Source organism: Amycolatopsis suaedae (genome assembly GCF_004214935.1).
Lineage (GTDB): Bacteria > Actinomycetota > Actinomycetes > Mycobacteriales > Pseudonocardiaceae > Amycolatopsis > Amycolatopsis suaedae.
This window is the reverse complement of the sequence record NZ_SFCC01000021.1, coordinates 78,659-102,351: the sequence shown is the minus strand read 5'-3', so window position 1 is coordinate 102,351 and position 23,693 is coordinate 78,659. Positions and strand designations below refer to the sequence as shown.

The following is a 23,693-nucleotide window of genomic DNA, read 5'->3' as shown; positions in this document are numbered from 1 at the left end:
CCTTCACCACAGGTTCGGACCGTCGTCGGTGACGATCAGGTCGACACGGGTCGTGTACGCCCACCGGGCCACGGTCAGCGCCACCAGCGGTGCGATGTCGGTGGCACCGTCCTTGCGGGCCCAGGCGATCGCGTCGGCGGTCTGCTTCGTGCGCGCGCCGGCCACCGCCTCGTCCAGCTGGGTCTGCCCGAGGTGGCGGAACGTGCCCTGCTTGACAGCGTCGAGCACGTGCCCGCAGGCGGCGGCCATGTCCACCGCCGTGGTCACGGCCAGCTCCCCACGCTTCGGCTTCGCCGGGTCCTCCGGCACCGTCAGCCCGACCTTGTCCAGGTCGGTCTTCAGCGAGGCGTAGGTCCCGCGGCCCATGCCCACCGCCAGCGGATCCAGCGCGGCTTTCAGCTCGACCAGCCGGGCCACGATCCACCCGGTGTCGGCCCGGTAGTCGACCAGCTGCACATGTCCCAGCTCGTCGTCACGCACCCCGTACAGCGCGATCGAGGCGTAGTCCCGCGCCGGCGAGATGTCCACGCCGAGCGCCACGTCGCCCCGCCGCTTCGACATGCTGTCCGCCAGATCGACCCAGCGGGCCATGTCGATCGCGCCGCCGCCTGCGACCCGTTTCGGCCACAGCCCCAGCACCTCGCGGGCGAAACCCAGCGCCTGGTTACTGGTCATCGACCGGCGCAGCTTGCCGATGGTTTCCTCGGTCACCCGCCCGTAGCCGAGCGCGGGGTTGGCCTGCGCCCACAGCCCGCGGTCGTCGAGGTTCATCGCGGCCCGGTCGTCCAGGTGCCCGGCGATACCCCAGTCGCGGTAGCCCAGCGAGTCGTCCCCGCCGGCCTCGGCGCGGGCCTTCAGCTCGAACATGACCTCGCCGGTGTCGCCGGTCAGCGGCGGCGAGGACAGGTAGATGATCTGCGCGTTCGGCCGGGCGATCAGGGTCGGCATCAGCGCGTCCTGCTGCTCGGGCGTGTACGCGAACGCCTCGTCGATGATGTTGCAGTCGCCCGAGAAGCCGCGCCCGCTGCCTTTGGACCGGGCGACGAACTTGATCCGCTGCTCGGTGTCGAGCCGCTCGAAGCCCTCTTCGCCGTTCGTGTTGCTGATCTTGACCATGACGCCGTCGACGTCGACCAGCGTTTCGGTGAGCGGCGCACCCAGCGCGCGGATCAGGCGCCGGATCTTCCGGAACGCCTCCAGCGCGGTCTTGTACTCGTGGGCCGACCAGATGATCAGCTCCTCGCCGCGGCCGAAGAACCCGGCCAGCGCGCGGCCCTCGCCGAGGCCGCCCTTGCCGTTCTGGCGGGCAACCCACTCGGCGTACTCGTAGCACGCCCACTTGCCGTCCGGCCGGGTCGACATCATCAGGTCGACGCCGTCGCGCTGCCACGGCTCGTACGGCTTGCCCGCCGCGGCCATCAGGTCGGCGGCGAGACCGCCGTAGCTGCCGACGATGGTCGGCGGCCGCCACTCAACCCGCGGCGCCGCTGCCCCGCGCAGCAGGCTCGGCGTGCTTGGCGGCGAGAGCAACAAGGACGCCACCGCCCTTCCGCTCGGGCTGCTTCGCGGGAGCTGCCTTCACCAGGTCCGCCACCGCCATCCGGAACGCCGACTGCAGCTCCCGTGCCTCGGTCAGCACCTTGTCGACGATCACCTCGACGCGGGTGCCCTCGTCGTTGCGGGACCAGAACCGCAGCCAGTCCTCGCCGTTCAGGTGCCGGTCGAGGCGGTCGAGCCGGTCGGCCATCCGGCACGCCTCCAGCAGCATCTCCCGATGCAACGGCGATGGCGCCCAGGCCGCGGTCATCTCGTCCCACAGCCGCCGGCCCCGCTGTCCCAGCCCCTGCTCATCAGGCACAGGCGTCACGGGCTCGTCCTGCGTCACGGGTGACGTCATGGCCTCCGGAGTGATCACCAGACAGTTCCCGACCACGCAAAGTGAGTGATCGCCCTTGTCGTGCCGCCGTTTCCGATCACGGTAGACACGCGCCCGCGCGGCCGCCTTCTTGTCGACCATCACACCCCCTAGACGCCCTGCTCGGGGGGAGATTCCACGGCGAGGCCGGGGTCTCCTATGGCCTGGTCAGGGAAGTTCTTCGGGCCCCCCGGGTCCTGGTCGGCCTGGTGGTGGTGTCTGGTTGGGCTGTGTCAGAGGGTGGCGGGGTCGATCATGATCTCGTCTCGTGGTGCGTGTGTGCGGAGTCGGTTGGACTTGCGGCTGTTGCACGCACGGTGAGCGAGCCTGCAGTTGTTCCGGTCGAGGGGGTCGCCGCCTTGCCACAGTTCACGGACGTGGTCGACGGTGCGGGACATCGGGTGTGTCGGGTCGAGCAGCTGGCTCACCCACGTACCGCACAGCCAGCAGTGCGTCTCCTCGGCGTAGACCTGGGCGCAGAGCTGGCGCCAGCGGTGCCCGGTGCGGCCTGGTCCTCGGGGTGGCATGGTGTGTCACCACCCTGGCGTGACGAAGCCCCGGCCTTGTCTGTGACGGGGCCGGGGCTTCGGGCATAGCTCACCACTGTGGATCACAGTACGTTCGGTGCAGGTCAGAGCGCAAGCAGGGTGGTGGTCACCGGTGTGTCGGCGTGCGCCCCCCGTTGGGCATCACCAGCCGGGAGGTTTGCGGTGGCGGTTCTTGTCGCGCCAGCGTCGGTCACGCCAGGCGTAGGTCTCCGCCTCCAACGTGAACGATCAGTGGAAGCGGGTGACCTCGCGCCGCTTCGGCAGCATCTTGCGGATGAGGAGCAGGGGCATCCACACCATGATTCCCCAGATACCGAACGTGCAGAGGGTCATGATCAGGTGGAAGGTGTGCGCGGTTTCGCGCTTGACCTTGCGCACGGCGTAGCTGGGGTGCTGCTGGTTCATGTTGGCTCCTCGGGCGTGGTCTCCTGGAGTCGCTGGGTCAGCGACTGTCGTTACTGGGTCGCGGGCCGGTTCCGGCGCTGTTGTCGAGCGGTGACCGGATGTCGTCCGCGGCGTGACACAGGAGGTCGATCCCGGCGTTGGCCATGGTGGTCATCCTGCGTTTCCGGTGGGTGTGGTGTGGCGTCGTGCGTAGGAGGCGAGCGCGTCGGCCCGGGACACGAGGCGACGCGACCGTGTGCCGGCGGTGGCCCAGTGGTCTTCGTGGCACCAGCGGCGCAGGGTGGTGACGGGGATGTCGAGCTGGGTGGCGAGGCTGGCGTAGTCGGCCCAGTCGGTGCCGAGCTGGTGCCAGCGGTCGCGGGTCCAGACGGTGTGGCAGGCGGGGCAGCGGATCTCGGTGTCGCCGAGGCGGACGCGAAGTGTGGCGCTGCAGGGCAGGGTGATGGGGTCGGCGTCTCGGTCGACGGTCATGACGGTGATGGGGCAGGTGCCGATGCGGATGACGGGGACGGTGAGGCGGCGGGCGCGCACGAGCTGGTCGCGCACAGCGCGCATCTCGTCGGCGAACGCGTCGACCCAGTCCTGGGCCAGGATCCAGTCCCAGTGGAACCGCAGCGTGGCGAGTTCGCGGGTCATGGTGATCCGGCCGGCGGGGACGGTGGCGCGCATCTGGTCGGGTGGTGTGTCGACGCTGCGGTCTTCGCGGATCTGGCGGGCCCACTGTTCGACGACGGCGAGCGCGCCGGGTCCGCCGGTGTCGGTCTCGCCGGTGCGTACGTCGGTGTGGACGATCAGGTCGTCGACGGCGGGTGAGCGAGAGCCGTAGCCGGGTCGGCCGCGTCCGCCGCTGGTGGTGGGTAGGAGTTGTTCGGGGTCGTCGAGGACGGCGTACAGGTCGCCGATTTCGCGGAGGAGAGCGGCGAGCTGGTCGCCGCAGCGTGGGCAGGTCTGGCGGCCGGGTGCGGCGCGGTAGGGGATGCCGTCGGCGTTGGTGCAGCCGAGGAGGCAGGGCCGGACATGGTTCATGGCGTGGGCTCCTCGGGGTCGTAGGCGGCGTAGAGCGGCAGGCCGAGCCAGCGGAAGACCTGGACGAGTTCGTCGTCGGTTTCGTAGTCGTCGGGCAGGCGGGTGAGTCGGCCGCCGATGTCGGGCTGGTCGGCGAACCCGGTGGGGCGGCCGTGTGCGCGGACGAAGTCGTCCCACGGGCTGGTCATCGGTCCTGCTCGTCGTCGAGCTGCCGTAGCGCGGCGCGTGCTCTGCGCACTGACGTGGCGGTCCAGAGGAGGGCCAGGGCGCAGACGGCCAGGGCGACCAGCTGAACGGTCGTCGAGGTGGTCATGCCGGGTCCTCGGGTCGGTGGCCGGTGAGCAGGGCGACGAGGTCGTTGACGGTGCAGGTGACCCACTGGGCGCCGGGGTCGGACACGCCGTGGCGTTTGTGGACGGTGAGTCCGGCGACGGCGTCGTCGTTGCCGCGTTCGGCGGCGGTCTCGGCGGCCCACGTGCCGAGGGCGAGGCGGGTGGTGTTCTTGCACTCGATGACGACGCGGCCGTTGGCGAGGGCGGGCGATAGGCGGACGCCGCCGATGTCGCCGCGGTCGTTCGCGCCGGTCTTGACTCGGCGGTCGATGCGGTCGTCGACCCAGCGGGCGAGGTGGTCGGCGATGTCGCGTTCGAACCGGGTACCAGCCTGGCGGGCGGATCGGTGGTTACGGCGGCGGGCTTCAGGCATCGGGGTTGGCCTCTCGAACTCGGGAGTCGTGGTAGCCGTTCATGACGGTGTGGCGGCGGGTTCGCGTGCGGCACGGCTGGTGCGGCCGTGCGAGGCAGGCGGGGCAGGCGACGGTGCGCGGGCTGGTCCGGATCTCGGCGTCGGTCTGGCCGGCGAGGTCGTTCCAGAACAGGCCGTGGCGGCTGTGGCCGGTTCGCCCGGGGTGGCGGGTCACGGCGGAACAGGCGAGCTGAGCAGCTCGTCGACGAGCTGCTCGGCGAGGCCGTGGACGGTTGCGGCGTGACCGAGGCACGGGCGGCACCACGTCAGGACCGGTGTAGGCGGGCTCGTCGGTGCACGCCGCGTCCACTCGCGGGCCTGGGCAAGCGGGATGCGCTGGTGGCCGGCGCCGACGAACGCGCCGCACATCGCCATGGCCTGCGAGCACGACCGGGACTTGCGACCGGGTTGGTAGCCGGGCAGGTCGAGATGGACGATCCGCCCGGACTCGGACGGTTCGATCGCGAGGATGTCGGTCACGATGCCTCCATGGGTTGCTCGGCGCGGCAGAGGGCGCAGGGTGAGGTGCCGGTGTCGCGGCGGATCAGGCGTCCACCGTCGGTGCCGTGTGCGCATCGCATCCGGGGGTCGGCGCGGGCGGCGTCGAGTTCGGCGGCGAGCGCGGCACGCTGCTCGGCCTGGCGGGCGTCCCATGCCTCGGCCGACTCCCGGGCCTCGGCGCAGGTGCGGCACGGCGGCGGGTACTCGTCGCCAGCGTGGCGCGGGCAGCGGGCAGCGGGTCGTTGTCCCCCAGGGTTTTCGGGGGTGGAGGACTGTTCGCGCACGCGTTGCCCTACGTAACCCTCCTCCCCAAGGTGATCACTAGGGGATAGGGATAGGGATAGGGAGTCGCCGAACTTCTCCCGCATTTCGTCCGAACGTTCGCCGTTCGTTCGTAGTGTGTTCGCGCGAACATCTGGCGAACTGGCGTCTCGTTTGGACCGTCCCCGGGCCATGCGCACGCGGGCTTTCTCTCGGTCAGCGCGGATCTTCTCAGCAGGCCGTTGGATGTCGAGCCAGTCGCGGAACCGCCAGCCGTCGAGGCCGTCACGCTGCTCGGGTGTCCACAGTCCAACCTGGACCAGGACACCCGCGAGGCGCTTACCGGCGGGCCAAGTGGCGACCCAGTACGACGGCACCCAGCCATCGGTGAGCACGTCCGGGCGCATCGAGTAGGCACCGGCCATGGCCCACAAGCCAATCGCAGCCGGTCCCGCTGCCCTCATCTTCGGGTGTTCGGGCGCGGTGTCAGCGACCCGGAAATCAGGCACTATGCGGCCCCCTTCGTGATCGTGCGCGGCGCGAGCCCGAGGCGTTCCCGAACTCGCGCCACCGTGAACGTGGTCGTCTTCGTGTGCACGCCGATCTCGGCGTCCGTCCAGCCGCGTTCCCACAGCTCGGCGAACAGCCGCGACCGGTCCTTGGTGTCGAGCGCCTCGGCGGGCAACTCGCCTCGGCGTGCCAGGTCGTAGAGAAGGCGCCGCGCCGTCGCGCGGACGTCGGGGCGGATGTCGTCGTGGTCCGTGTGGTTCACCGGCGCCTCCTCTCGGGGTTGGGAACCGGGTCGGCCCGCGGCGGGAGAACACGCGGACCGACCCGGGGTCTAGTGGGTGGGCAGGTGGATGTCGGGGTGTGGCTCGGAGTCGACGTCGGCGCGCCAGGCTCCGGCGAAGGCGTCGGCGAGCTGCTGGCCGGTCATGACGTCGACGGCGCGGTGAGCAAGATGCCGCGCTGGTAGCCGAGCGCGACGGCCTGCGCCCTGTCTCGGGCGCCGAGCTTGCGGAACAGCGTGCGGGCGTGGGACTTCACGGTGTCCTCGGACAGGTGGTGGCCCTTGCCGATCTCGCCGTTGGTCTGTCCGACCGACATGCCGACGAGCACCTGTAGCTCGCGGTCGGTGAGCTTCGCTTCCTTGGCCGCAAGCCGACTCGCACCAGCGATGGCGGACTTCGGGGTCATCGCGTAGGTCGGCAGGTTCTCCTTGACCGTGGGCACCTTCACCAGCGCGATACCGCAGGACTCCAGCCAGCGAACGAGGCTGTCCCAAGTGGCCGGTTGAACGATCACGGCTTGCGGTTGCGGCCTTCTGGGCTTCTGGGTGTTCACCATCGGCTGTTCCTCCTTCGTAGGTGGGCCTCGGCCGCGGCGCGGTCGTCGGCCATCTGCCACAGGTCGGTGAGTCGGGGTAGGGCGGGTGCGGCGTTCTGTCGATTGCGGGCGGTCAGGGTGGCGATCAGGGTGCGGGCGAACTCGCGCCACTGCCGCCGGTTCACGGCACACCGCCACGCGGGTCGAGGAGCTGGCGGGCGGCGTCGAGGCGCGCCCAGTCGGCCGGGTCGCCGCCGACGTCTGGGTGCGCCTTCCGCACGGCACGGCGCAGCATCACCGGAACGGCCTCACGAACGGCGGGGTCGACGCCGTCGCGGTCGGGCATGTCGGCGAACTTGATGAGCCACTGGAGCGCGTCGTCGGCCGAGTCGAACCCGGTGGTCGCCGCGCCTTCGATGGCGCGCCAGCCGCTGTACTGCTCGCCGCTGGACGTCACGCCGTACCGGTCGACCTTGCGCAGCGCCTCCAGTGCGAGCGCGATCGCACGGACGTTGACCTGCCACGGCGAGCCTGCCGGGTCGCGGGACCAGCGGTTGGTGTAGGTCGCGCACGGGTAGGACAGCGGGCCGTGCTTCGACTGGAACGACAGGATCACGCCGCGGTGGTGCACCTTGGCGTTCGCCCGCAGCATGCCGTCCTGGCGGACGTCCGCGTCGGTGGTGACGACCCGCAGCGCGACGGCGCCCTGGACGTCGAGGTAATCCAGCTCCCGGCCGAGCAGGGCCAGCGTGTCGGACCAGGTCGCACGAAACGGCGACGGGCGCGGCGCTCCGGCAGGGTACGGCCACGACCGCATCGGTTCGATCTGGTAGCGCAAGTCAGGCATCGACGCTCACCTCCGTCGGCACGGCGTCCGGCTGGACGTACATGCGGCGGGCACGGTCCGGGCGCGGGAACAGGCCGTCCATCCCCGGCGGTTCCGGCCGGGGATGGGGCTCGCCGTCTCCCCCGCCACCGGGTCGGCGGAACTCGACACAGGTGTACTGGTCGGCCATCGAGTAGCGGCCCTGCTCGTCGCGCGGGCCATCGAGAAGTTCGGCGGGTCGGCGGCCCATCATCGTGACAAGCAGGATCGGGCAGCCGGAGCCGCGGCCCATGTTCCGGAACGGGGCGTCGCGCAGACAGCGGCAGCACCATTTCGCGGTCCACGCGTCGCCCTCGGTGCCGTTGCTGAAGGCGGGCTCGTCGATGCTGCGGGCCAGGATGTCGTCGTAGTCGACGCTCATGCTGGCCAGCCCTTCAGCTCAGCGCGGACCCGGCCGAGCAGTCCGGCCCACGGCTCCGGAGCGGCGGCCTCGGGTTCGTCGTCGGTGTCGACCGGCGGCAGCGTGCGCGGGTACGCGTGCCCACAGGCACAGGAGCCGGGAACGCCCTTCGGGTCGTCCCACGGGTAGGCGTGCCGGTGCTCCGCCTCGGCCGGGACCTCGCCGCGAACCCGCTCCAGCTCGTCCGCCACCTCGGAGGCGGCCCGCCTTGCCTCCTCGAGGAGCGTGGCGAGCCGCTGGTTCTCCGCGGCCTCGGCGTCGCGTTCCTGCCGGTACACCTCGGCGCGGGCCTGGACGTCGGCGAGCTCGTCCAGCTGGCGGCGCAGGTCGGCGAGGTCGGTGGTCGCGGTGGTGGCGCGCTGCTCGGCGTCCGCGAGCTGGCCGCGCAGCTCCTCCAGCTCGCCGTCGTCGACCGGGGCGGCGGCGCCGGCCGCGAGCGGTTCCATGATCTGGCGGCGGACGGCCTCGGCGAATTCGTCGATCGTCTCTGGGGGCAGCGGGTCGTCACCGGCGCGTGTGGCGAGCCGGTTGTCGACGCGGCGTAGCACGGTGCTCGGGTCCGGGATGCCGGGCATGGTGGTGGTCATGGCCGCCTCCGCAGCGACCACTTGCGCTTGGCGACGACGGCTTGCCCGGCCTCGACGAGCGGGCGCCCGTGGTAGGAGCCGTCGGCGTCGACCGGGGTGGCGTCGGCGTAGACCTCGCCGGTGTCGCGCAACACCACCCGGACCCGGTCACCCGGTCCGGGTGTGGACTCATGGACCTGGAGTTCAGCGTAGATCTCCGGGAACGCGGCCCGGAGCCTGGCGAACTCCGGCTCGGTCGCGGCGAACATCGCGGCCATGATCAGCCCGGGGAAGCTCAGGCCGCGGGCTTTCTGGCAGCACTCGTAGTCGTAGGCGTTCACCGGGGCCTCCTGGGGTTGTCGTCGAACCAGCGGCGGGCGGCGTGCATGGCCTCGGCGTGCGCGAGCAGGTCGCGGCCGCGGTTCGCGGTGATGGCGCGCTTCAGCTCGCCGGGGAGTCGTTGCCAGCTGGCGTAGCAGCTGTACCGGTGGTGTGGCACCGGAGTGCCGCAGCCACATGGGCACGGGTGGGGCGGACGCGACGGTCTACTCATTGGCCATCGCCGGTAGGTGCACGTCCACCATCCGAGGCGGCCGGATCGGCTCAGGCGGCCGGGTTTCCTCGGCGGGCGGCATCGGGCGGGCGGGGTTGCCGTCGTACTGGCCGATGCCCCAGACGATCGCGTGGCACGCCCACTCGAACCACCAGTAGTGCGTGCGGAAGTCGAACTCCCAGGCGTCGGGGAAGCCGAAGCCCTTGTACGAGAAGGTTTCGAGCATCTCGCGGGCGTTCGCCTCGAACGTCAGGTCGTAGTCCGCGGCGTACTCGATGAGCGCCCGGCTGGTGCCGGGTGGCACGTGGCGGTACCGGATCGACTCGACGAGATGCTCACGCACGGTCTGGACGAACTTCGTCTCGCTGTAGCGCTGGATGTTCCTGGAATCGCTGGTGACCTTCTCGGCCCAGTAGCTGAGGTTCGGTTCTCCGTCGTACCCGCCGCCCCGGAAGAACGTGAACATGTCGTCCACGCGACGAAACACGAAGCTCTCGCCGTCGCCCTGGAAGATCAACGCGCCGGGCACGGTGATCAGATCGAACCAGTAGTGCCAGCTCCGCTGCGGGTTGCGGAACTGCACGTGGCGGTAGAGGCCGTCATCGTGGGCGATGGTCATCTGGTGGTGGGCGGTGTCGCGGGCGAACCGCTGCGCCATGTCGTAATCGGCCATGGCTAGTCGTCCTCGGGCAGCTTGTCGATGGCCTTCTGCACCAGCCGGGCGGCGGCCCACAGGGTGGTGGACTCCTCCTTGGACAGTTCGGTGGTGATTGCGCGGCGGATCTCGGCCTGCGAGTCGTCGAACGCCTCCCGGGCCTCTTCCGATGTGTCGCTGTTGGCGTAGCCAGCCAACCTGTCGGCGACGTCGAGCACGGCTTGCAGTGCCCTACCCCACCGGGCGGCGTACTCCCGTACATGCGGATGGTCGCTGTCGCAGTCCTGTAGTTCGACGTGCATCACGTCACGCTGCGAGGCCAACAGTTCCCGTGCGTTCATCGGGTCACGCGCCCTTCGGCTTCTGCGGGCAGCTGGCCGGGTGGGACGCATCGGTAGTGACCGCCCGGCACCACGGGCACACAACGACGGGCGCCTCGGCGAGCCGGGCGACCGTGGACAGGTCGACCATGCCGTCCACACCGGACTCAGCCAGCCGCGCCGGGTCGACGGCCACGACCAGCGACACATCCCGACCACCGATCCGGCCCCACACGACCACCCGGCCGGCGCGGACGGCGAACACCGCGTTGGCCTGCACCGTGCGGGCCCACGCCAGGAACGCGGCGACGTTGCCGGGCGTGATGTGCAGGACGGGGATGTCGTCGAGGCCGCACACGTACGCCAGGTCCGACTGGGACAGGCGGTGCCGCTGGCGGTGCTCCTCGATGGCCACGGACGCGGCGAGACGGGTCGTTATCATGTGACACGCCCGATCAGCAGCAGCACGGCCAGGACTAGCGCCAGGAGGCCAGCGGCCGTGCGCAGACAGCCAGGGGCGGGCGGCGTGGGGATCGTGGTCACGATGTGCCGCCGCCTTCCTGCTTGTTCAGGTGGGCAGTCAGGTCCGGGTCGTCCGGCCGCAGCGGGTCGCCGTCGGCCTGGCCCTGCTCGTCGACGACCTCGCCGTCGATGGCGTCGGGCTCCGGGTGTTCGGCGTGGAGCATGGCGTCGAGGTTGTCCGGGGTGAGGTCGACGCGGACCGAGCCGTCGGCCTCGATCGCGCTGGCGAGTTCCGTCGACTTGGGCATCCACCGGGCGAGGCGCAGGAACGCGGTCTTGACGGCCATCTCGTCGAAGTTGTCCCGCCACGGACCGACTACCTCACCGGCCTTGTTGCGGGCCATGGCGAAGCGGTCGCGGTGCTCCTCGGCCTCGGCTTTGCTCAGGTGCCAGAGGTTGTAGCCGCCGCTGGTGTACTTGACGACCGCGTAGTACCCGACCGCCTCACCGCGCGGGCCGTCGAGCCGCGGCCTGTGCACGATGTTGTCGGCCAGCCCATATTCCAGGTCGAACTGGTCGTGCTCGTGCACGACCCGGCCGGTGAGTGTCGCGATCTGTCCCGTTCGCTGGGCGAGTTCGCGGTAGCCCTGGTAGCCGATGATCAGCTGGGCGCGGTGGCCCCCGCGCCTCGTACGACCATTCTCATCGGTCCACACCAAGTTCTTGTCCCAGAACGGCAGCAGCCAGGCATGGCCGAGCACACCGGGCCGCAAGCCCAGCTGCGCGCAGGTCATTAGCCCGCCGAGCACCGAGTCCGGGTCGCACATGGTGAGTTTCGGTGTGGTGCGCAGGCAGGTGAGCGCGTCGCGCACCAGCTGCGCTGCCTCGGCACCGCGTGGCATGGCCAGCTGGAATTGGTCCCGCAACGCGGTGATCCGCTGCCCGAGCGACGGCGGCGCGTCCTTCTTCTGGTCCTCGGCGGCCGGGGCGGTGTTCTCCTGCACCCGGCGGGTCAACTCGCGTCCCATGTAGACAGTCCTCTCAGTTCGTGAACCGCAGCACGCGTGTACGGCATGCGCGGTAGATGTCGGGGTGGTCGGCGGCGAGCCGGTCGACGTCGATCACGTCGGCGGTGACCGGCTCGGTGTAGGCGGCCACCAGCTCCGGGTGGTCGCGCATGAACCGGTCGGGCAGGAACCGGCCGGTGTTGGTCCACGTGGCGACAACCTGGTCGCCGCACACCAGCTGTTCCCGGTCACCGAGCAGGCCGCGCACGCGGTTGCGCACCGCGGCGTCGACGGCCTCGGCCGCCTTCAGCGCGGCAGCCGCCTTGTCGCGCTCGGCCGCCAGCTCGTCCCGGTCGCCGGCGTCGATCTCGACGACGCTGTCGATGTCGCCGACGCTGTAGCGGTCCTTCAGGTAGGTGGTGGCGGCGTCCGAGCCGCCCCACTCCGGCGGCACACCGGCCCGGACGTGGTCGTGCCAGAACCGGCGGGACACGTCGACCAGGACGCCGATCAGCTCGTCGTCCCGCTCGATCACCCGGTACTCGTTGCGCTGCCCGGCGATGAGCACGGCGACGTGCCAGCGGGACAGGCCGGTGACGGCCATGCCCCACTGCGCCTGCAGCTCGGCATGGTCGGCGGTCTGCCCGTCGGCCCACTCGTGTGCCACCCAGTGCGAACACGTCTTGCCCTCGTATCCGGCGCCGTCCGAGCACACCCCGTCCGGGTTGGCCAGCATCCACGGCCATTCCCTCGACCGGTACGTTCCGACCTGGGTGACGGCCAGGTGGTGCACGCGGGCGAACCGGTCCCGTACCACCGGTTCCAGCAGCTGGCCCATCTCGGCGGCCTCGGACGGCACGTCGTCGACCAGCGGCAGGGCGCCGGTCTTGTCGAGCCACAGTTCGTAGGGCGAGGTGTAGCGGGTCAGACCGACCAGAGTGGACACGTCCGACCCGCCGACCCCCGTACGCCGGGCGGCCAGCCACCGGGCGCGGTCAGCACCCGGCGGCAAGACCAGCTCGGCAACGGAGGCGTCGATCACCGTGACCGCCTCGGCGTGATCGTGGCAACCTGCCCGGCGACGACCTCGATGTGGTCCCCCGCGTGGCCGTAGCCCAGGGAGCACGGCGGGCCATCAGAATGGATCAGCGAGCACTCCGAGACGACGGTGCCCGGGTCGAAGTCGTCGCCGACCTTCAACACCGAACGCTGCTCGGCCTCGGCCCGTTCACGGTCGCGCCGATCCCACTCGGCCTGCGCCTGGACCAGTGCCTTCGCCTTCTCGTCCTCGTTGCGCGGCCGCTTCGCGGTCCACGTCCTCCCCGACGTGTCGAGGTCCAACTCCGGGTGCACCATGCGCAGCCGGTCCAGCAGAGTCTCCGCGGCCGCCAACACACCGCGTCCAACGTGGACCTCCAGGCTGAACACCGTCACCGGCTCGTACCGGAAGTCCGTCTGGTCGAGGTCGTCGAACGTCTCCGGACGCTTGGTGATCTTCTGCTCGGTCATGAGGTGAGTCCTTCCAGGAGGTAGCCGAGCCCGGTCGCCAGCAGCCCCAGAAGTGCGGCGCCGAGCAGGAACGCGATGGCGGTGATGAACCAGTGGGCGGCGACGTCGAGCTGGTCGCCGATGCGAGTCAGGCGCGGGTGTTTGCTCACAGCTCCCCCGTCCCGTGGCACACGCCGCAGGTGTAGTCAGTGCCCGGGCGGGTGCCGGTCTCGTTGCACGACTTGCAGCCGCGTGGGTTCTTCGCGGAGTCCTGCGCGGCCGCGACATCGGGGTCGAAGGTGTCCTTGTCTCGCCTCCTCATGCGGGCACCTCCACCAGCAAATCGGCATCCGACTCGTAGGGGCGGCGGAAAGCGGCCTCGTCGATGGCGACCGGCAGGCACGACCAGCAGGCGTGCTGCTCGTGGTCCGGGAGCGGGTTGTCCGGGTCTCCGACGACCCGGCAGCAGCTCACTGCGTCGACGGCGATGCACCACGGGCACGGCACGGGCACGATGTCGTACGCCTCGACCGGCTGGCCGCCGAGCCGCCGCACCTCGGCGGCGAGCGCGGCGCCGGGTAGGGCGACCGCGGGCAGGACGTCGGTCCGCTCGGCGTCGGTCTCGACGGGGACGGCCGGGCGGCGGGACCACCAGCGCTGCGGGCGCTCGTCGTCCGGGCGGTGCTTGTGGCGGCCGCGCGGGAAGGGTTCGCCGCCGCCGTACAGGTTCCACAGCTCGCGGACGCGGTACTCGGTCCGACCGAGGCGGTGCTGTCCGCCCATCCGGGGCACGGTGCGCGTCATCGGGCACCACCGTTGTCCGGGCCACAGTTGCGGCAGGTCACCGGCCGGTTCGTGGTCGTGTATCGGGTGTTCCGGTGCATCTGGGAACCCGTGCGGCACAGCGGCCATGGGTCCTGCAACGTTGCCCACGGCCGGTGCACAGCACCGCCTCGCACCGAGACGACGTTCGGTCGCGTCGGGGCATTCACCGTCCCCCGCGTGGCGTCCTCGGCGAGCGCGCGGGCGTGCAGCTCGTCCAGGACAGCCTGGCGGTCGTCGAGTTCGACGGGCCTGCCCTCACATACACGACGGGCCAGCTGGTCGGCGCGGTGGCCCAGTGCCGTGGTCGACATGGCCTGGTACCGGGCCGTGATCGTGGAGGTCGTCATCGGGCACCGCCCAGCACCAGCAGCACGACGGCCGCCAACACGACGACCGAGGCCGCCGCCAGCAGCGCACAACGGCCGCGCGGCTCCGACGCCCGATACCCGCCCGGCAACTCCCCCGGGTCGTCCGCCTCGGCGATCCGCGCCCCCATCACCGCCAGCACCGGCCCGCCCAGCAGGTTCCACGGCCGCACCGCCTGGTCGGCCAGCAGCGGCAGCACCAGCCCCGGCGCCTCGCGCAGCGTCACCAGCTCGGCCTGCTCACGAAGCCGCTCTTCGGCGCGCTGCTGCGCGGCCTTGTACTCGGCCGTCGCCCAGTCCTCGGTCCCGATCGCGCCCTTCTCCGGCGCGCCCTCGTTGAGCACGACCCGCTCCCGTCGGGGGCCGGTAGGCTGCTTCTTCGTCATGAGAGGTTCCTTTCGAGTTGATCTCTCGTGGCAGGCGGTCCCGTGTAGGCGCACGGGGCCGCCGTCTTACTTCCTGCTCGGGCACCCCGAGTGCGGGCATGGGAGCTGCGACACGGGCTTGCCGCACCACGTGCAGAACCAGGAGCCGGAGGCGGTCACGACGCGTCCCGGAGCTGGGCGGTGCCGCGCGTGACGGCAGCGAGGTACTTCCGCAGCTCCTCATCCGGCACGAGGTAGTAGCGGCCCGCCTTGATGTGGCCGAGCTCGCCGGAGTGGATCAGCGCCAGCACGGTGTCGTAGGGAATGCCGAGCTTCTCGGCGACCTCCGACGGGGTCCACGTGGCACGAGCCGGAGCCTGCGCGGCCTTCCGGAGTTGGCGGACCTCCTCGCGCAGGGCGTCGACCGCCTCGGCCAGCCGGGCACTCACCGCACACCGACCGTGTTACGGCGCGGACCCTTGCGGTCCTGCTCCTTGTCCTGGCGCTTGGGCGGCGACTTGGGGCGTTTCGGCTGCTCCGGCGGAAGGTCCGGCACGCCGTCGGGGTCGGCGAGGATCTCGCGGACCGTCAGCTCCAGGGCCTCGGCGAGGGTGTAGCAGCGCGGGAGGCCGAGCTCTTGCCGGCCGCCGACCGCGTTGCGCAGCGAGCCGTAGGGGATGTCGGTCGCCTCCGCGATCTTCCGGAGCGCATCCCGGCCCCGTCCGAGTTGCGCCACGCGGTGCTTCACGACCGAACCGTTCAGCATGGGCATGCTCAAATCATGCGGGACCATGCGGGACCGGTCAAGTCATGGACCGCATTAACACGAATTATTGACAGTTAGTGGACGACAGACGGGTTGTGCAGGTGCGGAACCATGCGTTAGCATGCGGGACCATGAGGCACGCTCGGGGTGAGCACCCACGCAGGCATCGAAGACGACATCGTCCGCGGAGGGTGGTGCTGTGTACGGGCATGCGGGACCATGCACGTATGGCCACGCGCAAGCTACGCACCCGCGACTACCCGCCCGCCGCCCGCGCGCGCCTCGGGGACGCCGTTGCCAAGGCGAGAGAGGCGGCCGGCTGGACCTACCGAACCGACTTCGCGCGAGCGTGCGGCGGCATCAGCGTTCGGAGCCTCGAACTACTCGAAGGCGGCGAACCCGGCGTCGGCCAGTCGATCCTCTTCGCCGTCGGCCGCACGCTGCCGGGCTGGACCGAGGACACGCCTAAGACCATTCTCGAAGGCGGCCCGATTCCCACCATCAGCGAACAGGCCGACGACCAACCGAACACCAGCGCGAAACGTGAGTCCGTCGCTGTCACTACGCCGGATATCCAGTTCTTTCCGCGCGACGAGGTCGAGTTCGAGATCTGGGGCTTCACCGACGTCAGCGTGAACTACCGACTCAGGAAGATCTTCGAACGGCGGGAGCGCCTGGAACGCGAGGAAACCGCTGGTGACGAGGACGCTACGCCGGATGAGCTTAGGGCAGGCAAACAAATGCGACAGTCGGGTTGAAAATGCAACACTTCGATGACATCCCGTCACACGGCAGCCCCGGATGTAGACGCTCCGGGCATGGCATACGTGATCGCTACGCTGACTGGAATTACCACTCTCGCACTCTCCGTAATCTGTGGGTATTTACTCCGGCGCACCCAGGAGCAGAAGCGGAAGATCGAGGCCTACGAACAGATCGACCAGCTTGCGCAGCGGCCCCGGGGGCGACGGATGTGGCTCGCCAAGATCATCGCGGTGATGATGTCCGCCGCGGCCTGGCTACGCGAACGCGTCGACAGACACCCGGCCGGGGCGGTCGCCACGACAGCCGCGGCCACCGCGATCAGCGCCGTGTCGTTCCTCGTGATGGCCAACCCGCCCAACCGCGGCACCGAGCAAGCCGGGCCGACGTCCGCACCAACCGCGCCGGCGAAGCCCCCGGTCGCCCCGCCGCCCGCGCCGCCTGCCGTGCTGCCGCCCGGCGTCAGCACGCCGCCGCTGTCGTCCCTCGCTGCACCGGGCGAGCGTCCGCCGGCAACCGTTACCCAGCTGCGCCCACGGTCCACAGGACCGGCCCCCCTGCCGCTGCCCACCACGGGCCCCACAACCACCCCCAGCCTGCCCGACGACGGGCCAGACGATGACGCCCCGCCGCCGAGCAGCGACGCCTGCGTCATCCAGCTGCATGTCGACCCGGTTGCCGAGGTGTGTGTCCGGCTGCCTCTGCTCGGCGACGTCTCCTGACCAGTCCGCGCACGGCGCTTCTCGCTCGCCGCGGTCGGTGATCTGATGGCCAGACCTCGGACTGTGATCGGCACCTACGGCAAGATCAAGGTCACCCAGCTGCGGGAGAAGTCCCCGGGACAACCAGCGGTGTTCGAAGCGCGGGCCCGGTTCCGCATGGCCAACGGTGCCATGCGCCGGCCCCGCGCCCGGGGCGCGTCAGCGACTGCGGCGCGCAACGCGCTGAAGAAGAAGATGGCCGCGCTGGAGAAGGAGGCCACGGGCGGTGTCATCGACGCGTCCACCCGGATCGCGCACGTCGCCGAACTGTGGCTGGCCGAGTTCAGGCGCAAGGTCGACCAGGGCAAGCGGTCGCCGAAGTCGCTGTACGACTACGAGGCGCTGGTCAGGACGCGCGTCAAGCCGCGGCTGGGTGAGCTGGCGTGCCGCGAAGCGTCCGTTACCGCCTTCGACAACGCGATCAAGGCCGTGTACGACGCTGACGGGGCAGGCACGGCGAAGAAGATGAAGACCGTGTGCTCCGGTATCGCCGGCTACGCGGTGCGGCATGGCGCGATGACGGTCAACCCAGTACGTGAGGTCGAACCGGTCGAGGTCCCATCCAGGGGCGAGATCGTGGTCCTGGAGCCGGCCGAGCGCGGCGACTTCCGTGCCAAGCTCGCGGCGTACTGCGCGGCGAAGGGCGACTCGAAGCTGGGCGTGCGAGCGCGCGCCTGGACCGACCTGCCCGACATCGGCGACGGGATGCTGTCGACCGGCGGCCGCATCGGCGAGGTGCTCGCGGTGATCGGTGACGACATCGACCCGACGAACCAGACGGTGGTGCTGGACCACCACCTGGTGTGGGTAAGGGGACAGGGCATGGTGCGCATGCCGCTGCGCAAGGGCCGCAAGGACGGCCTAGTGATTGTGGTCCCGTCGTGGTCGGTTCCGATGTGGCGCCGACGCAAGCTGGAGTCGGGCGGCGGGCCGGTGTTCCCGTCGTGGAACGGGCAGTGGCAGTTCATCACCAACGTCACGAAGCGGTTCCGGACAGTGTGCGACGACATCGGCTACCCGCACATCGCTTCGCACGTGTTCCGGCACACGGTCGGCACTCATCTCGATGAACAGGGCACTCCGTTGACGGCGATCGCGGACCAGCTCGGCAACACGCCGGCAGTCGTCGAGAGGCACTACCGGAGGAAGAGGAAGGCCAACGAGGCGACGGCCGGCGCCCTGGAATCGCTGTTCGACCAGGGCGAGGGGACCGGCTGAAGCCACGAATCGTGGTCCACAAATGGTCCACAAACGTCAGGGAATGAGGTGGAGCGAGATGGAGACCGACGGGGTTCCCCCGCAGGTAGATCCAATGAGAAGGACTGAGATGGAGAAGGTTCCACTACCAGGCCGTACGGAAGTTCGGCGCCAGCTGAGCCGGCGTCACCGGGCCCGTCCCGCTCGCGGGACGGGCCCGCTGCCGTCACTGGCCGTACGGTCCCGGCTGACCCGGGTAGCCGCCCGGCTGGCCCTGCGGTCCCGGCTGCCCCGGCTGACCCTGCTGGCCGGGGTACTGCTGCTGCGGGAAGCCCTGCGGGCCGGTGCCCGGCCCCGGCTGGCCGGGCTGCTGCGGGAACCCCTGGGGGCCGGTGTGCGGTCCCGGCTGGTTCGGGTGTCCCTGCGGGCCCGGGTAGCCCTGCTGCGGCTGGTAGGCGGGCTGGTACGGCTGGCCGGGGAACCCGCCGGGCTGACCGGGCTGACCGGGCATGCCGACCGCGGCGGCCGGGCCCTGGTAGCGGGCACCGCCGAAGCCGAGCATCAGCATCCCGACGAACGGGAAGATGATCAGGCCGAAGATCGCGAACACCACGCTCTTGCCGTACGACTTCGCCAGGTCGAGCATCACGATGATGGCGATGACGAAGTTGACGACCGGGATGAGCATGAGCACGAGCCACCAGCCCGGCCTGCCGACGATCTTGAGCATCACGTAGGTGTTGTAGATCGGGACGATCGCGGCCCAGCCGGGCTGGCCGGCCTTGCTGAAGACCTTCCACATCGCGGCGATCAAGACGATGATGACGGCAAGCCCGATCAGGCCGCCGACGATTCCACCGATGGCCGCAGCTTCACTGTCCACTCGGGTTGTCCTTCCTTGCTCAAGGCGTCACGCGCCCGCGGAGTATGTCAAGGTGTGACACCCGGCGTGCGTATTTCCCACAACCTCGTCGCCAAGTCGTGCCCTACGACCGCGAGTCGTACGTTCTCCCGCGCGAGTCGTACGTTCCCACGCGCGAGTTCGGCGTTCGGAGCGGCGCCGAGTCGGCGCGCTGGGGGCCGAGTGCGCAACTCGGCGGCCTTGAGCGGCCAACTCGCGGTGCACCGGCGGTGGACTCGCACGAAGCGGCGCGAGTCCACCACTCGGCCTCCGCGAGTCCACCGTTCCGGCCCCGCGAGTTGACCACTCGGGCGCGCCGGAACGTACAACTCGCGCGTACCTGCTGACGACTCGCGCGGGAGAACGTACGACTCGCGGGGGCGGCTACCGGGTGATCAGGCTGACCAGCCCGCCCACGCCCGTCGAGGGGTTCAGTCGATGATCACCACCGCGGTCCGCGGCCCGCTGGACGGCGTTGTCGACTCCGGCGGCGTAGTCGGCGAAGCTCAGCGCGCACTTGTCGTACCCGGGGACATGACGGCGCAGGCGTCGTTCCACCTGCCCGTAGGCGGGCAGCGGCGCGACGCACGCTTCGAAGTGCAGCAGCAACCAGTACTCGAAGCACGGATTGGACACGGCCAGCTCGACACCTGCCCGACGGGCCTCGACGACCGCTGGCCCAAGGTCGAACTCGTCGACGTCCGCCACACACCACACCTGGCCGAAGTCGCCCGTGTCGCGCCGCTTCGCGGCGTGCCGGACCAGCGAGAGCGGGTCCACCCCCTTGGCGAGGACCTCGACGCCGACCGCCGGATTGCGCCGGTCCCGCTTCAGCCCGCGAAAGTAGGCCGGCTCGGTGACCAGACCACCGCAGACCACCAGGACCGTCGTGCGTTCCTCGCGGAACGCCGCCCTCCGTGAACCGGAGTTGGTGCGCCGGGTCATCGGCCGAGGACGGCGTCGACGAAGTCCTGCCGGTCCAGCACCGGCACCGCGCCGTAGCTGCCCGCCAGGTAGCGCCGCTCGGTGTTCTGCTCCTTGCGGGGCTTGAAGTCGGTCAGCGGGTAGAGCGTGCTCGCGCCGTCGGCCTGCTTCTCGACGAACCAGATCTGATCCCGGTCGAGCACCTGGTCGCCGAGCATGGTGCCGAGCAGGCTGGTGTCGTGGGTGGTGAAGATCAGCTGCGCGCCGTGCGGGTTGGTCTCCGGATCCTTGAACAGGCCGATCAGCTTCGCCGTGAGAAGCGGGTGCAGGCTCCTGTCGAGTTCGTCGACGAGCGCCAGGCTGCCGGTGTCGAGCACCGGCAGCAGAACCAGCAACAGCTCCAGCCAGCTCCGCGTACCCGCTGATTCGTCGTTCAACTCGAACCGCTCGTAGTCGGCGCCGTGCCGGAACCTGACGTCGTAGTACCGCCTGCCGTTCTTCGGGTCGGTGGTCTTGATGACGTCGATACCCGTGATCCCCACATCGGCGGCCGACAGCAACGGCATCAGCAGGTCAGATCTGTCCTGGGGCCCCTCAACGAAATGGGCAAGCCGTTGAGCGAGCGAGCTGGACGGCATTGACGCCGCCTGACTCGGCAGCAGCTCCGGTACGGCCCGGAACCAGTCGTAGGCGGGCATGAGCTGATCCAGTTTCAGACTGGCGCACACACTGAGCAACAGGACGTTCGGCCTGATCAGTTCTTCGAGGACGTCGAGTTTCGCCTTCGTGTCGGCGACGGTGCTGCCGAACCTGATCGCCGCACCCGTCCGCTCGAAGACGATCCGCTTGCGCTTCTCCGGGAACGAGTACAGCCACTCCTCACGGACCTCGGTGTCGTCGAGCGTGAACCCGTAGGTATAGGGCACGTCGCCCGCGACGAACTCCGCCACGAAAACCGACGGCCTTTCCCTGGCTGCCGGATCCAGCCGGAACGGCCGGCGTGGCGCGGACTCCGAACCCCACCGGCTGAAGGAGTAACGGACCGCGCTGACCATGAACGCCAGGCCGTCGAGCAGGTTGGACTTGCCGGAGGCGTTGGCGCCGTAGATGGCCGCCACCGGAACCGCCGTCCGGTCGTCGCCCGGCAGGGCGGGCATCAGCAGCAGCTCGTGCTCGTCCCGGAACGACCGGTGGTTGCCGAGCCGGAAGCTCTTCAGCACCTGAAACACCTCCATCGAGCAGCTTGGGCTCGTTCCGTGCAAGTAAACCGCACAGAACGGCCCGAAACATCCTCCAGGAGGCTACTCCTCGTCGTCGGGGGCGGGGCCGCCCCGGATCAGGTGCAGGACCGAGTCCAGTTCCTCCGGCTTGATCAGCACGTCGCGGGCCTTCGAGCCCTCCGACGGGCCGACCACTCCCCTGCTCTCCAGCAGGTCCATCAGCCTGCCCGCCTTGGCGAAGCCGACCCGCAGCTTGCGCTGCAGCATCGACGTCGACCCGAACTGCGAGGTGACCACCAGCTCGGCGGCCTGCAGCAGGACCTCCAGGTCGTCGCCGATGTCCGGGTCGATCTCCTTCTTCTCGCCCGGCTTGGCCGCGGTGACGCCGTCGGTGTACTCCGGCTGCGCCTGCTCCTTGGTGTAGTTGACGATCGAGCTGATCTCGTCGTCACCGACGAACGCGCCCTGCACGCGGACCGGCTTGCCCGCGCCCATCGGCAGGTACAGCGCGTCGCCCATGCCGATCAGCTTCTCCGCGCCCGGCTGGTCCAGGATGACCCGCGAGTCGGTCAGCGACGACGTGGCGAACGCCAGCCGCGACGGCACGTTCGTCTTGATCAGGCCGGTCACCACGTCGACCGACGGCCGCTGCGTGGCCAGCACCAGGTGGATGCCCGCGGCCCGCGCCTTCTGCGTGATCCGGACGATGGCGTCCTCGACGTCGCGCGGCGCGGTCATCATCAGGTCGGCCAGCTCGTCGACGATCGCCATGATGTACGGGTAGGGCCGGTACTCCCGCTCGCTGCCCGGCGGCGCGGTGATCTCGCCGGAGCGGACCTTGCGGTTGAAGTCGTCGATGTGCCGGACCCGGTTGGCCTGCATGTCCTGGTAGCGCTGCTCCATCTCCTCCACCAGCCAGGCCAGCGCCGCCGCGGCCTTCTTCGGCTGGGTGATGATGGGCGTGATCAGGTGCGGGATGCCCTCGTACGGCGTCAGCTCGACCATCTTCGGGTCGATCAGGATCATCCGGCACTCCTCCGGCGTCGCCCTGGCCAGCAGCGACACCAGCATCGAGTTGACGAAGCTGGACTTACCGGAGCCGGTCGACCCGGCCACCAGCAGGTGTGGCATCTTCGTCAGGTTCGCGGTGACGAAGTGCCCCTCGATGTCCTTGCCCAGCCCGATGACCATCGGGTGGTTGTCCTTGGCCGCCTTCGGCGAGCGCAGCACGTCGCCCAGCCGCACCATCTCGCGGTCGGAGTTGGGCACCTCGATACCGACGGCGGACTTGCCGGGGATGGGCGCCAGCAGCCGGACGTTGTCGGTGGCCACCGCGTAGGCGATGTTCTTGGTCAGCGCGGTGATCTTCTCGACCTTCACCCCCGGTCCCAGCTCGACCTCGTAGCGGGTGACCGTCGGACCGCGGGTGAACCCGGTGACCTGGGCGTCCACATTGAACTGCTCCAGCACCCCGGTGATCGACTCGATCATCGCGTCGTTGGCCTTGCTGCGGGTCTTCGGCGCGTCCCCGAGGGTGAGCAGCTCGGCGGGCGGCAGCTGGTAGTCGCCCTCCACCGTGCGGGTGACCGCCAGCGCGGGCTCGGCCTTCTTCTGCTTGCGCTCGGGCACCTCGGCAGGCGCCTTCTTCGGCGGCCGGTGCGGGGTGGGCGGCTCGGCCAGCGCGGCCTCGATGTCGAGCTGCTCGGGCTCGTCGGCGTTCGCCGCCTGACGGCGCCGCGACGGCTTGCGCAACCGCGCCGACTTCGGGTCGGCCGCGGTGACGGCGGCCCGCTCCTCGGCGATGCGCTGCCGTTCCGCCTCGGCCTCGGCGACCTCGTCGGGGTCCAGCCCCCAGTCGCGCAGCCGCGACGGGATCTGCCGCACCGGCGTGCCGGTTGACACCAGCACGCCGAACCCGAGCGCGAGGAACAGCAGCGGGACGGCCACCCAGGTGGTGACACCCTTGGCGATCAGGCCGCCGGACAGGAATCCGAGGAAGCCGCCGGCGTACATGCGGTCGTCGTTGGCCTCGGGCAGGCCGTTGAACAGGTGCAGCAGGCCCAGCAGCCCGAACCCGATGAGCAGGCAGCCGATGACCAGCCGGGGCCGGGTCTCCGGCTTGGGCTCCGAGCGCATCAGCGCGACGGCGATGACGGTCAGTACCAGCGGCAACGTGACCGCGCCCGCCCCGAACACGGTCCGGGCACCGATCAGTACCCAGCCGCCGATCGGCCCCGCGGCCTGCCACCAGACGCCGACCGCGGCGATGATGGCCAGCGCCAGCAGCGCGAGCGCGACGCCGTCGCGGCGGTGCTCGGGCTCCAGCTCCCGGCCCCTGCCGACCGCCCTGGCCAGGCTTCCGACGCCCTTGGCCAGCAGGTTCCACGTGCCACGCACGGCCTTGGCGAACCCGCCGCCCCCGGACTTGCGTGCCCGGGTGGGCTTCGGAGCGGGCCGCCGGGCACGCGTGGATCCACGGGCGGGTGCCCTGCCCTTCTGGCGCCCCGCGCTCCGACCCTTCGTCGCCGACCCAGCCATGTCTCC

General features: G+C 70.2%; 38 protein-coding genes and 1 pseudogene. 3 read left to right on the top strand and 36 right to left on the bottom strand.

Annotation, left to right across the window (positions count from 1 at the left end; all coding sequences use genetic code 11):
- Positions 1-3: 3 nt before the first annotated feature.
- The 32 genes and pseudogenes from EWH70_RS32455 to EWH70_RS32330 all read right to left on the bottom strand — a co-directional run bounded on the left by EWH70_RS32455 (position 4) and on the right by EWH70_RS32330 (position 15,390).
- Positions 4-1,542 carry a terminase gene (locus EWH70_RS32455; protein ID WP_130479394.1) on the bottom strand — a complete coding sequence of 513 codons (1,539 nt, stop codon included), beginning with the start codon at positions 1,540-1,542 and terminating at the stop codon, positions 4-6.
- Complete coding sequence (locus tag EWH70_RS32450) at positions 1,472-1,867, bottom strand: hypothetical protein (protein ID WP_130479393.1); 396 nt, start codon at positions 1,865-1,867, stop codon at positions 1,472-1,474. The genes EWH70_RS32455 and EWH70_RS32450 overlap by 71 nt, the downstream gene beginning before the upstream one ends.
- Before the next feature lie 281 nt (positions 1,868-2,148).
- Positions 2,149-2,442, bottom strand: a complete 294-nt coding sequence (locus tag EWH70_RS32445) for an HNH endonuclease (RefSeq protein WP_130479392.1) — start codon at positions 2,440-2,442, stop codon at positions 2,149-2,151.
- A gap of 249 nt (positions 2,443-2,691) precedes the next feature.
- Entirely contained in the window at positions 2,692-2,868 is a 177-nt protein-coding gene (locus EWH70_RS35700; protein ID WP_165436513.1) for a hypothetical protein, read from the bottom strand.
- Between the two features lie 150 nt (positions 2,869-3,018).
- A complete protein-coding gene (locus EWH70_RS32440; RefSeq protein ID WP_130479391.1) occupies positions 3,019-3,894 on the bottom strand; it encodes a hypothetical protein in 876 nt (291 codons plus the stop codon).
- The gene (locus tag EWH70_RS32435; protein WP_130479390.1) at positions 3,891-4,082 is read right to left on the bottom strand and encodes a hypothetical protein; all 192 of its coding nucleotides are present in this window, start codon (positions 4,080-4,082) and stop codon (positions 3,891-3,893) included. The genes EWH70_RS32440 and EWH70_RS32435 overlap by 4 nt, the downstream gene beginning before the upstream one ends.
- Positions 4,079-4,207, bottom strand: coding sequence for a hypothetical protein (locus EWH70_RS36545; RefSeq protein WP_276320593.1), 129 nt, complete (start codon positions 4,205-4,207; stop codon positions 4,079-4,081). Before EWH70_RS36545 ends, EWH70_RS32435 begins: the two co-directional genes overlap by 4 nt.
- Entirely contained in the window at positions 4,204-4,599 is a 396-nt protein-coding gene (locus EWH70_RS32430; RefSeq protein WP_130479389.1) for a hypothetical protein, read from the bottom strand. Before EWH70_RS32430 ends, EWH70_RS36545 begins: the two co-directional genes overlap by 4 nt.
- Positions 4,592-4,813: a zinc finger domain-containing protein gene (locus EWH70_RS32425; RefSeq protein WP_130479388.1), complete on the bottom strand. Its 222-nt coding sequence runs from the start codon at positions 4,811-4,813 to the stop codon at positions 4,592-4,594. The genes EWH70_RS32430 and EWH70_RS32425 overlap by 8 nt, the downstream gene beginning before the upstream one ends.
- Positions 4,810-5,118 carry a hypothetical protein gene (locus EWH70_RS32420; RefSeq protein WP_130479387.1) on the bottom strand — a complete coding sequence of 103 codons (309 nt, stop codon included), beginning with the start codon at positions 5,116-5,118 and terminating at the stop codon, positions 4,810-4,812. The genes EWH70_RS32425 and EWH70_RS32420 overlap by 4 nt, the downstream gene beginning before the upstream one ends.
- Positions 5,115-5,423, bottom strand: coding sequence for a hypothetical protein (locus tag EWH70_RS32415; RefSeq protein ID WP_130479386.1), 309 nt, complete (start codon positions 5,421-5,423; stop codon positions 5,115-5,117). Before EWH70_RS32415 ends, EWH70_RS32420 begins: the two co-directional genes overlap by 4 nt.
- A 485-nt stretch (positions 5,424-5,908) precedes the next feature.
- On the bottom strand, positions 5,909-6,172 hold the full coding sequence (locus EWH70_RS32410) for a type 2 periplasmic-binding domain-containing protein (protein ID WP_130479385.1): 264 nt from the start codon (positions 6,170-6,172) through the stop codon (positions 5,909-5,911).
- A 161-nt stretch (positions 6,173-6,333) separates the two neighbouring features.
- Positions 6,334-6,543, bottom strand: a pseudogene (locus EWH70_RS36765) (response regulator transcription factor); the annotation flags it as partial.
- A 197-nt stretch (positions 6,544-6,740) separates the two neighbouring features.
- The gene (locus EWH70_RS35695; protein ID WP_165436512.1) at positions 6,741-6,911 is read right to left on the bottom strand and encodes a hypothetical protein; all 171 of its coding nucleotides are present in this window, start codon (positions 6,909-6,911) and stop codon (positions 6,741-6,743) included.
- Complete coding sequence (locus EWH70_RS32400) at positions 6,908-7,573, bottom strand: molecular chaperone DnaJ (protein ID WP_130479383.1); 666 nt, start codon at positions 7,571-7,573, stop codon at positions 6,908-6,910. Before EWH70_RS32400 ends, EWH70_RS35695 begins: the two co-directional genes overlap by 4 nt.
- Positions 7,566-7,973: a hypothetical protein gene (locus EWH70_RS32395; RefSeq protein ID WP_130479382.1), complete on the bottom strand. Its 408-nt coding sequence runs from the start codon at positions 7,971-7,973 to the stop codon at positions 7,566-7,568. The genes EWH70_RS32400 and EWH70_RS32395 overlap by 8 nt, the downstream gene beginning before the upstream one ends.
- Complete coding sequence (locus tag EWH70_RS32390) at positions 7,970-8,599, bottom strand: hypothetical protein (RefSeq protein WP_130479381.1); 630 nt, start codon at positions 8,597-8,599, stop codon at positions 7,970-7,972. Before EWH70_RS32390 ends, EWH70_RS32395 begins: the two co-directional genes overlap by 4 nt.
- A complete protein-coding gene (locus EWH70_RS32385) occupies positions 8,596-8,919 on the bottom strand; it encodes a hypothetical protein (RefSeq protein ID WP_130479380.1) in 324 nt (107 codons plus the stop codon). Before EWH70_RS32385 ends, EWH70_RS32390 begins: the two co-directional genes overlap by 4 nt.
- Positions 8,916-9,077: a hypothetical protein gene (locus tag EWH70_RS35690; protein ID WP_165436511.1), complete on the bottom strand. Its 162-nt coding sequence runs from the start codon at positions 9,075-9,077 to the stop codon at positions 8,916-8,918. The genes EWH70_RS32385 and EWH70_RS35690 overlap by 4 nt, the downstream gene beginning before the upstream one ends.
- Positions 9,078-9,123: 46 nt before the next feature.
- Positions 9,124-9,804, bottom strand: coding sequence for a hypothetical protein (locus tag EWH70_RS32380; protein WP_130479379.1), 681 nt, complete (start codon positions 9,802-9,804; stop codon positions 9,124-9,126).
- Positions 9,805-9,806: 2 nt separating this feature from the next.
- Positions 9,807-10,127, bottom strand: a complete 321-nt coding sequence (locus EWH70_RS32375) for a hypothetical protein (protein ID WP_130479378.1) — start codon at positions 10,125-10,127, stop codon at positions 9,807-9,809.
- Positions 10,128-10,131: 4 nt separating this feature from the next.
- Positions 10,132-10,548, bottom strand: coding sequence for a hypothetical protein (locus EWH70_RS32370; RefSeq protein ID WP_130479377.1), 417 nt, complete (start codon positions 10,546-10,548; stop codon positions 10,132-10,134).
- 97 nt (positions 10,549-10,645) lie between these two features.
- Positions 10,646-11,596: a recombinase RecT gene (locus EWH70_RS32365; protein WP_130479376.1), complete on the bottom strand. Its 951-nt coding sequence runs from the start codon at positions 11,594-11,596 to the stop codon at positions 10,646-10,648.
- Between the two features lie 13 nt (positions 11,597-11,609).
- Positions 11,610-12,617 carry a YqaJ viral recombinase family nuclease gene (locus EWH70_RS32360; RefSeq protein ID WP_165436510.1) on the bottom strand — a complete coding sequence of 336 codons (1,008 nt, stop codon included), beginning with the start codon at positions 12,615-12,617 and terminating at the stop codon, positions 11,610-11,612.
- Positions 12,614-13,084 (bottom strand): DUF7432 family protein, encoded by a 471-nt coding sequence (locus EWH70_RS32355; protein ID WP_130479374.1) that lies wholly within the window; start codon positions 13,082-13,084, stop codon positions 12,614-12,616. The genes EWH70_RS32360 and EWH70_RS32355 overlap by 4 nt, the downstream gene beginning before the upstream one ends.
- Positions 13,081-13,233, bottom strand: a complete 153-nt coding sequence (locus EWH70_RS35685) for a hypothetical protein (protein WP_165436509.1) — start codon at positions 13,231-13,233, stop codon at positions 13,081-13,083. The genes EWH70_RS32355 and EWH70_RS35685 overlap by 4 nt, the downstream gene beginning before the upstream one ends.
- Positions 13,230-13,385 carry a hypothetical protein gene (locus EWH70_RS35680; RefSeq protein ID WP_165436508.1) on the bottom strand — a complete coding sequence of 52 codons (156 nt, stop codon included), beginning with the start codon at positions 13,383-13,385 and terminating at the stop codon, positions 13,230-13,232. The genes EWH70_RS35685 and EWH70_RS35680 overlap by 4 nt, the downstream gene beginning before the upstream one ends.
- Positions 13,382-13,867, bottom strand: coding sequence for a hypothetical protein (locus EWH70_RS32350; protein WP_130479373.1), 486 nt, complete (start codon positions 13,865-13,867; stop codon positions 13,382-13,384). Before EWH70_RS32350 ends, EWH70_RS35680 begins: the two co-directional genes overlap by 4 nt.
- A complete protein-coding gene (locus EWH70_RS32345) occupies positions 13,864-14,235 on the bottom strand; it encodes a hypothetical protein (RefSeq protein WP_130479372.1) in 372 nt (123 codons plus the stop codon). Before EWH70_RS32345 ends, EWH70_RS32350 begins: the two co-directional genes overlap by 4 nt.
- Positions 14,232-14,639, bottom strand: a complete 408-nt coding sequence (locus EWH70_RS35675; RefSeq protein WP_165436507.1) for a hypothetical protein — start codon at positions 14,637-14,639, stop codon at positions 14,232-14,234. Before EWH70_RS35675 ends, EWH70_RS32345 begins: the two co-directional genes overlap by 4 nt.
- A gap of 155 nt (positions 14,640-14,794) precedes the next feature.
- Positions 14,795-15,067, bottom strand: a complete 273-nt coding sequence (locus EWH70_RS32335) for an excisionase family DNA-binding protein (RefSeq protein ID WP_130479371.1) — start codon at positions 15,065-15,067, stop codon at positions 14,795-14,797.
- Positions 15,064-15,390, bottom strand: a complete 327-nt coding sequence (locus EWH70_RS32330) for a hypothetical protein (RefSeq protein WP_130479370.1) — start codon at positions 15,388-15,390, stop codon at positions 15,064-15,066. Before EWH70_RS32330 ends, EWH70_RS32335 begins: the two co-directional genes overlap by 4 nt.
- 221 nt (positions 15,391-15,611) lie before the next feature.
- On the opposite strand from EWH70_RS32330, the gene EWH70_RS32325 reads away from it, so the two are divergent.
- From EWH70_RS32325 to EWH70_RS32315, 3 genes are read left to right on the top strand one after another with little or no spacing between them, the layout of a single operon-like run.
- Positions 15,612-16,142: a hypothetical protein gene (locus EWH70_RS32325; protein ID WP_130479369.1), complete on the top strand. Its 531-nt coding sequence runs from the start codon at positions 15,612-15,614 to the stop codon at positions 16,140-16,142.
- Positions 16,143-16,202: 60 nt separating this feature from the next.
- Entirely contained in the window at positions 16,203-16,868 is a 666-nt protein-coding gene (locus tag EWH70_RS32320; RefSeq protein ID WP_165436506.1) for a hypothetical protein, read from the top strand.
- Between the two features lie 45 nt (positions 16,869-16,913).
- Complete coding sequence (locus EWH70_RS32315; protein WP_130479367.1) at positions 16,914-18,125, top strand: tyrosine-type recombinase/integrase; 1,212 nt, start codon at positions 16,914-16,916, stop codon at positions 18,123-18,125.
- 205 nt (positions 18,126-18,330) lie between these two features.
- Here the strand turns inward: EWH70_RS32315 and EWH70_RS36015 are convergent, their stop codons facing one another.
- The 4 genes from EWH70_RS36015 to EWH70_RS32295 form a co-directional block, all read right to left on the bottom strand.
- Complete coding sequence (locus EWH70_RS36015; protein WP_205669349.1) at positions 18,331-18,987, bottom strand: DUF5684 domain-containing protein; 657 nt, start codon at positions 18,985-18,987, stop codon at positions 18,331-18,333.
- Between the two features lie 402 nt (positions 18,988-19,389).
- Complete coding sequence (locus EWH70_RS32305; protein ID WP_130479366.1) at positions 19,390-19,950, bottom strand: RloB family protein; 561 nt, start codon at positions 19,948-19,950, stop codon at positions 19,390-19,392.
- Entirely contained in the window at positions 19,947-21,164 is a 1,218-nt protein-coding gene (locus EWH70_RS32300) for an AAA family ATPase (RefSeq protein ID WP_240687342.1), read from the bottom strand. The genes EWH70_RS32305 and EWH70_RS32300 overlap by 4 nt, the downstream gene beginning before the upstream one ends.
- Before the next feature lie 66 nt (positions 21,165-21,230).
- Entirely contained in the window at positions 21,231-23,687 is a 2,457-nt protein-coding gene (locus EWH70_RS32295; protein WP_130479365.1) for a DNA translocase FtsK, read from the bottom strand.
- Between the last annotated feature and the right edge of the window lie 6 nt (positions 23,688-23,693).

Bases quoted from the DNA above. Each gene is read 5' to 3' on its own strand.
- EWH70_RS32445 (WP_130479392.1), bottom strand. From the start codon at position 2,442: ATGCCACCCCGAGGACCAGGCCGCACCGGGCACCGCTGGCGCCAGCTC.
- EWH70_RS35700 (WP_165436513.1), bottom strand. From the start codon at position 2,868: ATGAACCAGCAGCACCCCAGCTACGCCGTGCGCAAGGTCAAGCGCGAA.
- EWH70_RS32440 (WP_130479391.1), bottom strand. From the start codon at position 3,894: ATGAACCATGTCCGGCCCTGCCTCCTCGGCTGCACCAACGCCGACGGC.
- EWH70_RS32435 (WP_130479390.1), bottom strand. From the start codon at position 4,082: ATGACCAGCCCGTGGGACGACTTCGTCCGCGCACACGGCCGCCCCACC.
- EWH70_RS36545 (WP_276320593.1), bottom strand. From the start codon at position 4,207: ATGACCACCTCGACGACCGTTCAGCTGGTCGCCCTGGCCGTCTGCGCC.
- EWH70_RS32430 (WP_130479389.1), bottom strand. From the start codon at position 4,599: ATGCCTGAAGCCCGCCGCCGTAACCACCGATCCGCCCGCCAGGCTGGT.
- EWH70_RS32400 (WP_130479383.1), bottom strand. From the start codon at position 7,573: ATGCCTGACTTGCGCTACCAGATCGAACCGATGCGGTCGTGGCCGTAC.
- EWH70_RS32395 (WP_130479382.1), bottom strand. From the start codon at position 7,973: ATGAGCGTCGACTACGACGACATCCTGGCCCGCAGCATCGACGAGCCC.
- EWH70_RS32390 (WP_130479381.1), bottom strand. From the start codon at position 8,599: ATGACCACCACCATGCCCGGCATCCCGGACCCGAGCACCGTGCTACGC.
- EWH70_RS32380 (WP_130479379.1), bottom strand. From the start codon at position 9,804: ATGGCCGATTACGACATGGCGCAGCGGTTCGCCCGCGACACCGCCCAC.
- EWH70_RS32375 (WP_130479378.1), bottom strand. From the start codon at position 10,127: ATGAACGCACGGGAACTGTTGGCCTCGCAGCGTGACGTGATGCACGTC.
- EWH70_RS32370 (WP_130479377.1), bottom strand. From the start codon at position 10,548: ATGATAACGACCCGTCTCGCCGCGTCCGTGGCCATCGAGGAGCACCGC.
- EWH70_RS32365 (WP_130479376.1), bottom strand. From the start codon at position 11,596: ATGGGACGCGAGTTGACCCGCCGGGTGCAGGAGAACACCGCCCCGGCC.
- EWH70_RS32355 (WP_130479374.1), bottom strand. From the start codon at position 13,084: ATGACCGAGCAGAAGATCACCAAGCGTCCGGAGACGTTCGACGACCTC.
- EWH70_RS35680 (WP_165436508.1), bottom strand. From the start codon at position 13,385: ATGAGGAGGCGAGACAAGGACACCTTCGACCCCGATGTCGCGGCCGCG.
- EWH70_RS32350 (WP_130479373.1), bottom strand. From the start codon at position 13,867: ATGACGCGCACCGTGCCCCGGATGGGCGGACAGCACCGCCTCGGTCGG.
- EWH70_RS32345 (WP_130479372.1), bottom strand. From the start codon at position 14,235: ATGACGACCTCCACGATCACGGCCCGGTACCAGGCCATGTCGACCACG.
- EWH70_RS35675 (WP_165436507.1), bottom strand. From the start codon at position 14,639: ATGACGAAGAAGCAGCCTACCGGCCCCCGACGGGAGCGGGTCGTGCTC.
- EWH70_RS32330 (WP_130479370.1), bottom strand. From the start codon at position 15,390: ATGCCCATGCTGAACGGTTCGGTCGTGAAGCACCGCGTGGCGCAACTC.
- EWH70_RS32325 (WP_130479369.1), top strand. From the start codon at position 15,612: ATGGCCACGCGCAAGCTACGCACCCGCGACTACCCGCCCGCCGCCCGC.
- EWH70_RS32320 (WP_165436506.1), top strand. From the start codon at position 16,203: ATGGCATACGTGATCGCTACGCTGACTGGAATTACCACTCTCGCACTC.
- EWH70_RS32315 (WP_130479367.1), top strand. From the start codon at position 16,914: ATGGCCAGACCTCGGACTGTGATCGGCACCTACGGCAAGATCAAGGTC.
- EWH70_RS32305 (WP_130479366.1), bottom strand. From the start codon at position 19,950: ATGACCCGGCGCACCAACTCCGGTTCACGGAGGGCGGCGTTCCGCGAG.
- EWH70_RS32300 (WP_240687342.1), bottom strand. From the start codon at position 21,164: ATGGAGGTGTTTCAGGTGCTGAAGAGCTTCCGGCTCGGCAACCACCGG.
- EWH70_RS32295 (WP_130479365.1), bottom strand. From the start codon at position 23,687: ATGGCTGGGTCGGCGACGAAGGGTCGGAGCGCGGGGCGCCAGAAGGGC.